We start from the raw sequence: 12,717 nt of genomic DNA on the forward strand, positions 1-12,717 counted from the left end.
GTCAGCTCGCCTCCTGCCGTGTGTGTCGGCGGGTGTGCAGGTACAGGTCGCGGAGCAGGCACACCTCCGCCATGTGGTGGATCACTTCGCGGTTGATGTGCGCGACCAGCTCCGCCATGGAGTGTTCCGCGTACTCCCCTTCCGCCTCGCCGCACGGGCGGGCGAGGCCGCTTTCCCCGAGCGACTCGACCCCGGCCTGCCACGCGGTGTACTCCGCGTCGAGCTGGGCCAGCGCCGCGGTCGCCGTCTCGGCGTACTCGAACGACCAGTAGTCGACGGGCGCGCGGCCGAAGTGGGAGGCGTTGCGCATCGCCAGCACGCCCACGATCACGTGCCCGAGCCGCCAGGCGATCGTCGTGAGCGGCGCCGGGTCGGGCTCGGGAAACGCGAAGTCGATGGTCATCGCGCCGGACCCGCCCTGCACCGGTGCCGTGCCGGTCCCGCGCGGGCGCACGTTCCAGCAGTCCTGCGCCGGCTCCCAGAAGTACTCGTCGTCGGTGAGCCCGTCGAGGCGCCCGCGGAGCTGGTTGCTCCAGTGCCAGTCGAGCTGCTCTCTCAGCAGGCTGTTCCATGTGTGATCGGTCATGGCTCCAGCCTCCTCCCAATAGCGGACAGGGTCGTTCCGTGATCTGTGGAACGATGCGCCTATGACCGTCGAAGCGACGACCGAACGCGTGCTGCGGCTGCTGGCGCTGCTCCAGCGGCGGCCGTCCTGGACCGCTGCCGAGATCGCGGCCGAGCTGGGGGTCACCGACCGCTCGGTGCGCCGCGACGTGGAGCGCCTGCGCGCGCTCGGCTACCCCGTGCAGGCGGCGCCGGGCGTCGGCGGCGGCTACCAGCTCGGCGCGGGCACCCGGCTGCCGCCGCTGCTCTTCGACGACGAGGAGGCGACCGCGACGGCGGTCTCCCTGCGGCTGGCGTCGGGCGGCACGGTCGCCGGAGCGAGCGAGGCGGCGCTGCGGGCGCTCGCGAAGCTCGACCAGGTGATGCCGCCCCGGCTGCGCGCCGAGGTGCGGGCGGTGCACGGCGCCACCGAGATCCTTGTCGGCCCCGGCGTCGAGGTCGACGCGGAGGTGCTGGTGACACTCGCGCGCGCCTGCCGCGACGCCGTGCGGGTGCGGTTCGGCTACGTCGGCCGCGACGGCCAGGAGAGCGAGCGCACGGTCGAACCGGTGCGGATGGTCACCACCGGCCGCCGCTGGTACCTCATGGCCTGGGACCCCGACCGCGACGACTGGCGCACCTTCCGGCTGGACCGGATGCGCGAGGTGGCGGCGACCACGTGGCGCTTCCGTGCGCGGGAGCATCCGGACCCGGTCGCCTACGTGCAGCGGTCGGTCACCGGGGCGCCGTACCGGTACCTCGCCCGGGTGCGGATCCACGCCCGGGCCGACCAGGTGCGAGCGCTGGTTCCGCCCCAGGTCGCGCGCGTCGACGACGACGGCGACGGGTGGTGCCTGCTCGTCGGCGGCGCGGACGAGCTGGAGTCGATCGCCATGCACGTCGCGCGGCTGGGCTTCGAGGCGGAGGTCCTGGACCCGCCTGAGCTGCGCGAGGCCGCCGCCGTGCTCGCCCGCCGGCTCGCGGCGATGGCCGGGGCGGGCTGAGCGCTGCGGCCGGTCCGCTCGCGGACCGGCCGCAGGGGTGCGTGCCTGAGGGCCGGGTGCACGGGTTCGCGGAGAATGTCCGAGACTGTTCGGATGACGGCAGACGAGCCGAACCGAGCCTGGGAGAGCCGAGGGCCGATGCCCGAACCGAACGCCGCCGACGAGCCCGACGAGCCCGCCGGACACGCCGACCACGCCGGAGCCGCGGGCGAGCCGCGCCTGCTCGCCATCAGCGACCTGCACGTGTCCCACAGCGGCAACCGCGAGGTGCTGGAGGGGCTGCGCCCCTACACCGGCGGCGACTGGCTGATCGTCGCCGGGGACGTCGCCGAGACCCCCGCCGCCGTCGAGGAGGCGCTGCGCATGCTGCGCGAGCGGTTCGCCGAGGTGGTGTGGGTGCCCGGCAACCACGAGCTGTGGACCACCCCGCGCGACCCGCTGCAGCTGCGCGGCGCCGAGCGCTATGAACAGCTTGTGGACATCTGCCGGGGCCTGGGCGTACACACCCCCGAGGACCCGTTCCCCGTGTGGCGCGGCGCGGGCGGCCCGGTCACGGTGGTGCCGCTGTTCACCCTCTACGACTACACGTTCCACCCGCCCGGCACCTCCACCAAGGAGGACGGGCTGGCCTACGCCCGCAGCACCGGCGTGGTCTGCACCGACGAGTTCATGCTCCACCCCGACCCCTACCCCTCCCCCGACGCGTGGTGCCGGGCCCGGCTGGAGTACAGCGAGCGCCGCCTGGCCGAGGTCGACGGTCCCACCGTCCTGGTCAACCACTACCCGCTCGTGCGCGAACCCACCGACGTCCTCTACTACCCCGAGTTCGCCCAGTGGTGCGGCAGCGTCCACACCGCCGGATGGCACCTCAAGTACGACGCCGCCGCGGTCGTCTACGGCCACCTGCACATCCCTCGGACCACCTACCACGACGGGGTCCGGTTCCAGGAGGTCTCGGTGGGATACCCGCGCGAGTGGCGGCGCCGCCCGGTCCCCGACAACCGCCTCTACCAGGTGTTCCCCGCACCGGCGGAGGGCTAGCGGCCCGTCCCGGCGGGCGCCCGCTCTCCGGCCCGCCGGGCGGATCCCCCGGTGGCCGGTCCGACAGGAGCTTGAGGGGGGCCTCAGTCCGCGGGCGCGGGCTCCGCGGCGCCGCGGAGCCCGGCCGCTGAGCGGACGAGTGACGCGACCTCCGGTGAGCGGCTGCTCGGCGGCCACGCGATCACCGTGGTGACGTCCGGCGCGTCGGCGACGGGCACCGCGACGTGCTCGGGCCACTGCCAGGCGCGGCTGGAGGCGGGGATGACCAGCAGCGTCCTGCCCAGCGCAACGAGCTGAGCGAGCTGCGACTGGGTGTGCACCTCCGGTCCGGGCCCCTCCGGGTAGGACCCGTCGAGCCGGGGCCAGCGAGCCAGCGGCAGGTCCGGCACGTCGCGGACATCGGCCAGGGTGAGCCGGTCGCGCGAGGCGAGCGGATGCCCCGCGGGAAGGAGCGCGATCTGGCCTTCGACGTAGAGGTCCTCGGTGTCGAACCCGGCGAGGTCGTCGAAGGGCCGGTGCATGAGGGCCGCGTCGGCGCGCCCGTCGCGGAGCAGCCGCGCCTGCTCGCCGACCTCGCACAGCAGAACCTCGACCGATGGCGCTTCGGGATCGCTCGCGAGCGCGTCGAGGAGCCGCTGCAGCAGCTCGTGGGACGCTCCGGCCTTGGTCACGAGCACCAGCCGCCGCGTCGGATCCCCGGCACGCCGCGTCCGATGCGCGGCGGCCGCGACCGCGTCGAGGGCCGCTCGGGCCTCGCGGAGCAGCACGCTGCCGGCGTAGGTCAGCGCCGCTCCCCGGCGGTCCCGGTCGAAGAGCCGGACGCCGAGCCGCTGCTCCAGCCGGCGGATCGCGCGCGAGAGCGGCGGCTGCGCGATCCCCAGCCGAACGGCGGCGCGTGCGAAGTGCAGCTCCTCGGCAACGGCGACGAAGTACCGCAGCTCGCGGGTCTCGAGATCGTCCACGTGCGGAGCCTACCGCCTGATACCGGGCGAGTATCACAGCCGAGCGAATCGGTCTTGGACGGCGAGCGCGGGGCTCGCCGAGTATTGGTCCCGTGAACGACACGAAGACCGCGCTGGTCACCGGCGCGAACAAGGGAATCGGCTTCGCCATCGCACAGGGCCTGGGAGCGGCCGGCTTCACGGTCGCCGCGGGCGCGCGCGACGACGCCAGGCGCGAGCAGGCCGTCGACCGCCTGCGTGCCGCGGGCGCCGACGCGTTCGGGGTCGCCCTCGACGTCACCTCAGACGACAGCGTCGCCGCCGCGGCCGCGGCCGTCGAGAAGGCGGCGGGACGGCTCGACGTGCTCGTCAACAACGCGGGCATCTCCGGCCGGACCGGCGACGGCATACAGGACCCGACGACGCTCGACCTCGACGTCGTCCGCACCGTCATCGAGACGAACGTGCTCGGGGTCGTCCGGGTGACGAACGCGCTTCTCCCGCTGCTCCGCCGCGCCGACTCGCCGCGCATCGTCAACATGTCGAGCAACATGGGTTCGCTGACACTGCAGACCGGTCCGATCCTGGCCGCGTACGCACCGTCGAAGTCGATGCTCAACAGCCTCACGGCGCAGTACGCCCGCCGGCTCGCCGACACGAACGTCATCGTGAACGCCGCCTGCCCCGGCTACGTCGCGACCGACTTCACCGGCTTCAACGCGCCGCGGACGCCCGAGCAGGGTGCCGCGATCGCGATCCGGCTCGCCACCCTGCCCGACGACGGACCGCGCGGCGGCTTCTTCGACGACGAGGGCGCCGTCCCCTGGTGACTCCGGACGGGCGGGAGCGAAGGCGCCGGCCCGCATTTGCGCCGCCCTCCCGGCCATCACCGCGCCGCAAAGTTCCGCAGTTCACGCGGCGCCCACTCGGCGGTCGAAACCCCGGCCTCACGGCCCCCGCGGCCCGGAGCGCGCGTGCGGCCGTGAAGCGCCTCGTCACAGGCCTGTGGACGGCCACTGGACACGCATTCGAACCTGTGTTCGTATTGAGGGTATGCGATGGGAATCCTTGCGTGACCAGCACGACGAGCCCGCGCTGTTCGAGCGCGCGGACGTCGCGCCCGAGCCCTCCGGCGCCGGGCGCGGCACCGGGCGGGCCGGGCTGGCCGATCCCGGACCCGGGCCGGTCCTCGGCGGCGACGGCGGCGACGCCGTGGCCGTCGAGATCCGCGCCCGATCGATCATCAACCGCGTCCCCGGCGAGGCCGCGGTCCCGTTCCGCTGGACTGTCAACCCCTATCGGGGCTGCAGCCACGCCTGCGTCTACTGCCTGTCCGGCGACACCCCGATCCTCATGGCAGACGGCCGGACCAGACCGCTGGCGGAGATCAGGGTCGGCGATCGGATCTACGGGACGCGCCGCGCGGGCGGCCGCCGGCGCTACACACCCACGACGGTGCAGGCGCATTGGACGACGGTGAAGCGCGCCTACCGCATCACGCTGGCCGACGGCACGGTGCTGGTGGCCAGCGGCGACCACCGGTTCCTCACCGGCCGCGGCTGGACATACGTCGCCGGAGGCGCCTCCGGCCACCGCCGCCGGCCGCACCTGACCGAAGGGACCGGACTGCTGGGCACGGGCCGCTACGCGGATCCGCCCGAGGGCGCCGGCGCCTACAGGAGGGGCTATCTCTGCGGGATCCTCCGCGGCGATGCGCCTCCCGGCGGTTCCGGCCATCCGGGAACGAAGCGTCCGGCCGACGGAGCCCGCGTGTTCCGACTCCGCCGGGCGCTCGCCGACGGCGAAGCGGCGGATCGCGCCGCAGGCTGCCTCGCCGGTCTCGGCGTGAGCGCGGTCCGCTTCGACCCCGCCGCCGCGCCGGAGAACCGGCGAGCGATCACGGCGATCCGCACCGCGCAGGGCACCTCGTCCGAGCGCATGTCCGAGATCGTGGAATGGCCGGTCGCACCGTGCGACGAATGGCGCAAGGGGTTCCTCGCGGGGGCGTTCGACGCCGAAGGCGACTGTTCCGGAGGCGTCCTCCGCATCTCCAGCGCCGACAGCGAGATCATCGCGGCGGTCGGCCTGAGCATGAAGCACTTCGGCTTCGAGCACACCGTCGAGGGACCCGCCGCGGTGTCGGGCGCGCAGGTCGTGCGGCTCACCGGAGGACTGCGCGAGCGGCTGCGGTTCCTCCAGACGACGGACCCCGCGATCACTCGAAAGCGCGGTATCGACGATGCCGCACTCGAGTCGGACCCCCGGCTCGACGTCGTCTCGATCGAGGACACCGGCGAACTACGCACGCTGTACGACATCACGACCGGAACGGGGGACTTCCTCGCGAACGGCGTGGTGAGCCACAACTGCTTCGCCCGGCGCACGCACGAGTATCTGGACCTCGACTCCGGACACGACTTCGACTCCAAGATCATGGTCAAGGTCAACGCCGGCGAGCTGCTGCGGCGCGAGCTGGCCAACCCGCGGTGGGCGGGCGAGCCGATCGCGATGGGCACCAACACCGACCCCTACCAGCGGGCCGAGGGCCGCTACCGGCTGATGCCGCAGATCATCGCGGCCCTGCGCGACTTCGCCAACCCGTTCTCCGTCCTCACCAAGGGGCGGCTCATCCTGCGCGATCTCGACCTGCTCGAACAGGCGGCCCGGGTCACCGACGTGGGCCTGGCGGTGTCGGTCGGCTCCCTCGACGAGGACGTATGGCGCACCGTCGAGCCCGGCACCCCGCGCCCCGCCTCGCGGTTGGACGTCGTCCGCCGGTGCGCCGACCGCGGGCTGAGCTGCTCCGTGCTGATGGCGCCGATCCTGCCCGGCCTGACCGACTCCGCCGAGCAGATCGAGGCGACCGTCGCCGCGATCGCCGAGTCCGGCGCCGCGAACGTCACCCCGATCCTGCTGCATCTGCGCCCCGGCGCGCGCGAGTGGTACATGCGGTGGCTCGCACGCGAGTACCCGCACCTGGTGCCGCGCTACCGCGAGCTGTACCGCCGCGGCGCCTACGCTCCCAAGCCCTACCGCGACCTGGTCGGCGCGCGCGTGCGCGACGCCGCACGCCGCCACGGCCTGCTGCGCCCCGACAGCGGCGACCCGCCGCGCCACCGCCCCGCACCGGCCGACGGCTCCGCTTCGGCGAGGTCCGACGGCGGCCGCGCCCCCGGCGGCGAGCAGCTGACCCTGCTCCAGTGACACGCACGCGAAACGGCGGATCCCCCACGGGCTCAGGCTCGGCCGAACTCGTCGCAGGTGGCGTGGACGTACCCCGCGGACTCCGGCGTCGCCACGTCCAGGTCCCGCAGCACCGCCGAGACCCCGAGGTCGCCGAAGGAGCAGGCGGCGGGCATGTCCTGCTCGCGGTACTCCACGTCCAGCACCCGGTCCGGATACGCGCCGGCGTAGACGTCGCACTCGTTCCAGCGGCCGCACTCCTCGGTGACCGCGAAGTCGAAGCCGGCCACGGGACCGCCGTCCGCGTCCCGGATCAGCTCTGCCGCGTTCTTCTGCCCGGCCGCCAGGCCTTCGCGGTGGGCGCGGGCCGTCAGCAGCTCGGCGAACCCGACCGCGTCCGCGCGGTCGAGCAGCGACTCCGAACGCGTCCACGAGTCCAGGTTGTCCAGCTCCACGGCGTCGAACCCGTCCTGAGCGCAGCCCCGGATCCACGCGCCGACGACCTCCGCGGCCGCTTCGCGCTTGTCCGCGGTCGAGATGTCGATCAGCGCCTCGTCCCAGTCGGAGTCGACGACCAACTCGCCGTCGGCGTCGCGCAGCAGCAGGTCGGGACGGTCCTCGCGCCACTGGTCGAGCTCTCCGGGCTGCACCTGGAACCCGTTGACGTAGCAGACGTTGTAGACGCCGTCGGCGGGCGCGTCGAGCCGGTCCCGGATGACCGCGTCCGCGCCCTCCGGCAGGGGGTAGGCCCCGCCGATCTGGTAGTCGAAGGCCGTGTGCGCGGGCGGCGGCTGGGGGGACGCGGCCTGCTCGCCGGAGGAGTCGGCGGACTCCTCCGCGGCGGCCGGCCGTGCGCTCTCCTCTCCGGGCCCGCTCGGTGCACAGGCGGCGAGGGCGAGCAGGGCGGCCATCGGGAGGGTGCGCACGGCGCTCCGCACAGTCATGGCAGCAAACCTACCGCCGTTCGGCCGCCCTCGGGCACCCGCGTGCGGTGGTACGGCGGCGCCCGCGAAGCGCGCCGGCACAACCGGCCGAGAATCGGTTTACCTGCGGCGACGTCCGGTTCAGGCCGTGTTTTCGGCTCCGCTTCACGAACAGGCGCGCCGAAGCGGCGGTCACAACAGTGACAGCACAACAGCCCGGACGGAATCGTCCGCGAAGGGGGAGCGATGTCCGCACGCACGTTCACGACCGCCGCCGCCCGCAGTCTCCGCACCGCCGTAGTCGCCGGGGTGGCGGTGCCCGCCCTGCTGGCGGGTGCGCCGCTCGCCGCCGCCGACACCGCCGGCACCGCCGGCGCGGGGGACGCCGGGACCGTGCCCGACTGCGGGTTCCACCGTTTCAAGCTGATCGAGAACGGCCGCAACGCCGCGGCCGGCACCATGGCCTTCGACTTCGCGCTCGCCCGCGTCTCCGACGGCGCCGGAGCGTGCCTGATGCCCGGGTCGGTGGAGGTGCGCTGGGTGGACGGCGACGGCGAGCAGGTCGGCGCCTGGGCGCGCCAGCGCAGCGAGCCCGGCGAACCGTTCGTGCTCGACGAGGGGGACGTCGCCGAGTTCACCATGTTCCACGCCAACACCGGCAACTACGTCCCCGAGGAGTGCGAGCCCACCGAGGCCGCCGGCATCGAGTACGCGATCGGCGAGAGCGGCGAACTGTCCTACGCCGGGCTGGGCCCGGGGCTGACCGTCTGCGCCGATTCCGAGATCCAGGGCACGAGCCTCTCTCCGGTGACACCGAGCCCGTACAACTGAGGCCCCCGGTTCCGCCCGACCGCCGCGCGTCCGCCGAAAACCCGTTGCCGCCGCGCGGACCGCGGTGGATCATCGCGGGCATGTTCCGGCACGCCTCCTCGCTCACGCCCGCGGTCGCGGGCGCCGCGGAGCGTGCCCGGAGCGCGGCCTCGCTGCGCGACCTGTTCGACGGCGCCGAGCGCTGACCCCTTCCCGGTCGTTGTGAGGCGGCCCGGCGGGAAGGGGTGGGCACGGCGCGGGCCGCTTCCGCAGCGAGCATCGAGGGAACCATTATGGCCAAGAAGGCCTTCGTGCGGACCAAGCCGCACATCAACATCGGCACGATGGGGCACGTCGACCACGGCAAGACCACGCTGACCGCGGCGATCACCAAGGTGCTGAGCGAGTCGGCGGGGGCCGACCATGTGCCCTTCGACCGGATCGACCGGGCGCGCGAGGAGGCCGCGCGCGGCATCACGATCAGCATCGCCCACGTCGAGTACGAGACCGCCACCCGGCACTACGCGCACGTCGACATGCCCGGCCACGCCGACTACGTGAAGAACATGCTCACCGGCGCGGCCCAGCTCGACGGGGCGATCCTGGTGATCTCCGCGCACGAGGGGGTCATGCCGCAGACCCGCGAGCACGTGCTGCTCGCCCGGCGGGTCGGAGTCGCGCACGTCGTCGTCGCGCTGAACAAGGCCGACGGCGCCGACCGCGAGCTGGCCGACCTGGTCGAGTTGGAGGTGCGCGAGCTGCTGGCCGAGCACGGCTATCCGGACTCACCCGTCGTGCGGGTCTCCGGCCTGCGCGCCCTGGAGGACGACCCGGTGTGGACGGCCTCCGTGGCCGAGCTGCTCCGCGCCGTCGACGAGCACGTGCCGGTGCCCGAGCGCTACACCGACGCGCCGTTCCTGCTGCCGGTGGAGGGCGGGCTGTCGGTGACCGGCCGCGGCACCGTCGCCACCGGGTCGATCGAGCAGGGAAGGGTGGCCGTCGGCGACACCGTCGAGGCGGTCGGCGCGGGCCCGGGCTTCACGGCCGTGGTCACCGGGGTCGAGACCTTCGGCAAGACCATGGAGTACGGCGAGGCCGGGGACAACGCCGCGCTGCTGCTGCGCGGTGTGCGCCGCGAGCAGGTGCGGCGCGGGCAGGTCCTCGCGGCCGTGGGCACCCAGTCGGCCCACCACCGCTTCGCCGCCCGGGTCCACCTGCTCACAGCCGAGGAAGGCGGCCGCCGCACCTCCATCGGCGACGGGTACCGGCCGCAGCTCTACATCCGCACGGCCGACGCGCCCGGGCGGCTGCGGCTGCGCGGCGCGGAGCGCGCCCGTCCCGGTGAGACCGTCGACGTCGAGGTCGAGCTGGGCACCGCCCTGGCCATGCGCCCGGGCCTGGGGTTCGCGATGCGCGAGGGCGGCAGGACCGTCGCCGCCGGGACGATGACGGAGCCGCTGGACTGAGACCCGACGTCGGAGTCCAGCGAGGGGGAGGGGCCGCGGCCCCTCCCCCTCGTGTGTCGCGGGCTCCGAGGGCGCCGGAGCGCCTGCCCGGCCGCCGTCACGTGAACAGCGGCAGGCGCCCGACGATCTTGTCGACCTTGTTGCGCGGGCCGACCAGCGCCACGCCGTGGTAGCGGAGGTCGTCGGCGCCGGTCTCGGCGAGTGCGTCCAAATACCCGCTGTAGACGCGGCAGACCTGGGCCAGCGAGGGCATGTCCACGACGAGCAGGCCGGACTTGCTCAGGGCCTTCTCTCGGATGCCGCTCACCTCGGCGGTGTCGCCGGCCAGGACGGTGCAGCCGGTCCAGGGCAGCCCGCGGTGCGCTCCGCCGGAGGCGTCGGCGCCGCCGGGGCCGATCATCTGCGGCACCTCGCGGCCTACGGCGGCGGCCAGGCAGCTCGCGGTGTTGGCGGCGAGGCCGGGGTCCAGGTCGCGGTCGATCACCATCACCCACTTCACCCGCAGGCCGCGGGTGGGGGTGTCGATGTCGACGTCGTCGGGGTCGAGTCGGAACGGGGTGGTCTCCGCCGGGTCCGGGCGGGTGAGCTGGTCGGTCATACGGTTCCTCGGCCTGGTCGCGGGCGTGGTGCGGCGCACCGCGCGCGTTGCGCGCGCAGGAGTTCCGGTCGTTCGACGTACGCGTACTCTGAAAGAAGCTAGCCATACGTGCGACTTGTGCAAAGCACTACCGAACATCGTTCGGCGAGGGAGCGGAAACGGTGGAGCTGGACGAACTCGACAGGGCGATTCTGCGCGAAGTGCAGAAGGACGCACGGCGCACCAACCGCGACCTGGCCGCCGCGGTCGGCGTCGCGCCGTCGACCTCGCTGGAGCGCATGCGGTCCCTGCGCGAGCGCGGGGTGCTGCGGGGATACCGGGCGGAGGTGGATCTGGAGGCCATCGGGCGCGGCGTGCAGGCGATGATCGCGGTGCGCATCCGCCCGCCGTCGCGGCGCAACATCGAGTCGTTCCGCGAGTGGGCGGCACGGCTGCCCGAGACCGTCGGCCTGTTCGTGACCTCGGGCAGCAAGGACTTCTTGATCCACGTCGCGGTCGCCGACACCGACGGCCTGTACGCGTTCGTCATCGACCGCCTGACCGAGCGCCCGGAGGTCGCCGACGTCGAGACCAGCGTCGTCTACGAGCACATGCGCACACCGGCGGTCGAGCCGGTGCGGCCCCGCGGCAAGGCGTCGGGCCGGGGTCGGGGAGCCGGCGAGCCCCGGACACACTGACCGATGGCGCCCGGCCGACGACCGGAAGCGGCCACCCGCACCGGACGGACGTGCGTCCACCCGGGCCGCGCAGGCACCACGGCGACGCCTACCGCGGCCACGCCGCCCGCACCGGCGCCTTCGTGCCGCTCGTCGGCCGCCTCCACCCCCTGACAGGCCGGGCCCCGATCGGGCGGGGCAAAAACCGTGATCCACGACGGCGGCCTAGCATCGTGCTGTGGCCCCATCGCGATTCGAGCCCGACCCGCGGCCCGCCGACCCCGCGCCGGCGGACGGCGGCGGCCGGACGGGCGCCGACCCCGCCGGGGCCGCGTCCGCGTCCGCAGCGGCGGGCGCTCCGACCACCCCCGTGTCCGAGGCGGCCAAGGCGGAAGTGTTCGCCGAGCAGCGCCCCCGGCTGCTCGGGCTCGCCTACCGGCTGCTCGGGTCGGCGGCCGAGGCCGAGGACGCCGTCCAGGACGCGTACCTGCGCTGGAACGGAGCCGATCCCTCGGTGGTGCGGGTACCGGCGGCCTGGCTGACCAAGGTGGTCACCAACCTCTGCCTGAACCGGCTCACCTCCGCGCGGGCGACCCGCGAGCGCTACATCGGCCCCTGGCTTCCCGAACCCGTGCTGACCGACAGCGGCGCGCTCGGGCCGATGGAGACGGCGGAGCAGCGCGACTCGGTGTCAGTAGGCGTGCTGGTCATGCTCGAACGGCTGACCCCGCCCGAGCGCGCCGTTTTCGTGCTGCGCGAGGCGTTCGGGCACACGCACCGCGAGATCGCCGAACTCCTCGACGTCGACGAGTCCCATTCGCGGCAGCTGCTGCGGCGCGCCCGCGAGCACGTCGGCACGCCGCAGCGCCGCTTCACGCCCGACTCCGCCCAGCAGCGGCGGCTTCTGGAGCGGTTCTTCGCCGCCGCCGCGGAGGGCGACGTCCCGGCGTTGGAGCGGATGCTCGCCGACGACGTCACCGCCTGGGCCGACGGCGGCGGCCGGGTCCGCGCCGCACGGAACCCCGTCGCGGGCCGCTCGAAGGTCGCGCGCTTCACAGCCGGGGTGAGCACGCTTCCCGAGACGACGGGACTGGAGATCGAGCTGCGGCCGGTCAACGGCGAGCTCGGCGCGGTGCTGCGGGTCGGCGGCGAGCTGATGGGAGCCACCTGGCTGGAGGTGGGCCCGGACGGGCGGATCACGGCGGTCCGGGCCGTGCTGCATCCCGAGAAGCTGGAGTTCCTCGCGGGGCAGGTGGCCGCGGAGCATCGGGACGCCCGGACCGACGGCTGAGTCGCCGCCGATCGGCCGAGCCGCCGCATCCGCGTGCGAGGCGCGATCCGCGTCCTCCCACTGCGAGCGCGGTCGCCGCGGCGGCCGCGACCGAAGGCCGGAATGTGGCCCAGATCACGGACGCCGCCCGCCTCCGGCTGTCACGGCCCGCGCGCGGCGCCGGTTCAACCTCCGCGGACCAACCGCAGGGAAGCGGAAGGA

At 74.0% G+C, this 12,717-nt stretch carries 12 protein-coding genes; 8 read left to right on the top strand and 4 right to left on the bottom strand.

The genetic code is table 11. The features are described 5' to 3' along the window. Nucleotide 1: 1 nt before the first annotated feature. Complete coding sequence (locus ABEA15_RS12695) at nucleotides 2-586, bottom strand: DinB family protein (protein WP_344141025.1); 585 nt, start codon at nucleotides 584-586, stop codon at nucleotides 2-4. Nucleotides 587-647: 61 nt separating this feature from the next. Between ABEA15_RS12695 and ABEA15_RS12700 the strand changes: the two genes are divergently transcribed. Together ABEA15_RS12700 and ABEA15_RS12705 are read left to right on the top strand one after the other, a co-directional pair. Further along, entirely contained in the window at nucleotides 648-1,607 is a 960-nt protein-coding gene (locus ABEA15_RS12700; RefSeq protein WP_345556789.1) for a helix-turn-helix transcriptional regulator, read from the top strand. Nucleotides 1,608-1,745: 138 nt separating this feature from the next. Beyond that, the gene (locus tag ABEA15_RS12705) at nucleotides 1,746-2,648 is read left to right on the top strand and encodes a metallophosphoesterase family protein (protein ID WP_345556790.1); all 903 of its coding nucleotides are present in this window, start codon (nucleotides 1,746-1,748) and stop codon (nucleotides 2,646-2,648) included. An 83-nt stretch (nucleotides 2,649-2,731) separates the two neighbouring features. Here the strand turns inward: ABEA15_RS12705 and ABEA15_RS12710 are convergent, their stop codons facing one another. Next, nucleotides 2,732-3,610 carry a LysR family transcriptional regulator gene (locus tag ABEA15_RS12710; RefSeq protein ID WP_345556791.1) on the bottom strand — a complete coding sequence of 293 codons (879 nt, stop codon included), beginning with the start codon at nucleotides 3,608-3,610 and terminating at the stop codon, nucleotides 2,732-2,734. Between the two features lie 83 nt (nucleotides 3,611-3,693). Between ABEA15_RS12710 and ABEA15_RS12715 the strand changes: the two genes are divergently transcribed. Then, nucleotides 3,694-4,419, top strand: a complete 726-nt coding sequence (locus tag ABEA15_RS12715; protein WP_345556867.1) for an SDR family oxidoreductase — start codon at nucleotides 3,694-3,696, stop codon at nucleotides 4,417-4,419. Between the two features lie 223 nt (nucleotides 4,420-4,642). Continuing rightward, on the top strand, nucleotides 4,643-6,793 hold the full coding sequence (locus ABEA15_RS12720) for an intein-containing Rv2578c family radical SAM protein (protein WP_345556792.1): 2,151 nt from the start codon (nucleotides 4,643-4,645) through the stop codon (nucleotides 6,791-6,793). 32 nt (nucleotides 6,794-6,825) lie between these two features. On the opposite strand, the gene ABEA15_RS12725 is transcribed toward ABEA15_RS12720, so the two are convergent. Beyond that, complete coding sequence (locus ABEA15_RS12725) at nucleotides 6,826-7,716, bottom strand: endo alpha-1,4 polygalactosaminidase (RefSeq protein WP_345556793.1); 891 nt, start codon at nucleotides 7,714-7,716, stop codon at nucleotides 6,826-6,828. 225 nt (nucleotides 7,717-7,941) lie between these two features. On the opposite strand from ABEA15_RS12725, the gene ABEA15_RS12730 reads away from it, so the two are divergent. Both ABEA15_RS12730 and ABEA15_RS12735 read left to right on the top strand, forming a co-directional pair. After that, on the top strand, nucleotides 7,942-8,526 hold the full coding sequence (locus ABEA15_RS12730; protein WP_345556794.1) for a DUF4232 domain-containing protein: 585 nt from the start codon (nucleotides 7,942-7,944) through the stop codon (nucleotides 8,524-8,526). Nucleotides 8,527-8,798: 272 nt separating this feature from the next. Beyond that, complete coding sequence (locus ABEA15_RS12735; protein ID WP_345556795.1) at nucleotides 8,799-9,971, top strand: elongation factor Tu; 1,173 nt, start codon at nucleotides 8,799-8,801, stop codon at nucleotides 9,969-9,971. Nucleotides 9,972-10,068: 97 nt separating this feature from the next. On the opposite strand, the gene ABEA15_RS12740 is transcribed toward ABEA15_RS12735, so the two are convergent. Further along, nucleotides 10,069-10,569, bottom strand: coding sequence for a DUF2000 domain-containing protein (locus tag ABEA15_RS12740; RefSeq protein WP_345556796.1), 501 nt, complete (start codon nucleotides 10,567-10,569; stop codon nucleotides 10,069-10,071). Nucleotides 10,570-10,730: 161 nt separating this feature from the next. Here ABEA15_RS12740 and ABEA15_RS12745 point away from each other — a divergent pair, with 161 nt between their 5' ends. Together ABEA15_RS12745 and sigJ are read left to right on the top strand one after the other, a co-directional pair. After that, a complete protein-coding gene (locus tag ABEA15_RS12745) occupies nucleotides 10,731-11,246 on the top strand; it encodes an Lrp/AsnC family transcriptional regulator (protein WP_345556797.1) in 516 nt (171 codons plus the stop codon). Nucleotides 11,247-11,463: 217 nt separating this feature from the next. Further along, complete coding sequence (sigJ, locus tag ABEA15_RS12750; protein WP_345556798.1) at nucleotides 11,464-12,516, top strand: RNA polymerase sigma factor SigJ; 1,053 nt, start codon at nucleotides 11,464-11,466, stop codon at nucleotides 12,514-12,516. Nucleotides 12,517-12,717: the final 201 nt, after the last annotated feature.

Origin of the sequence: Streptomonospora halophila, assembly GCF_039542725.1 — a bacterium.
In the GTDB taxonomy this organism is placed as follows: Bacteria; Actinomycetota; Actinomycetes; order Streptosporangiales; family Streptosporangiaceae; genus Streptomonospora; species Streptomonospora halophila.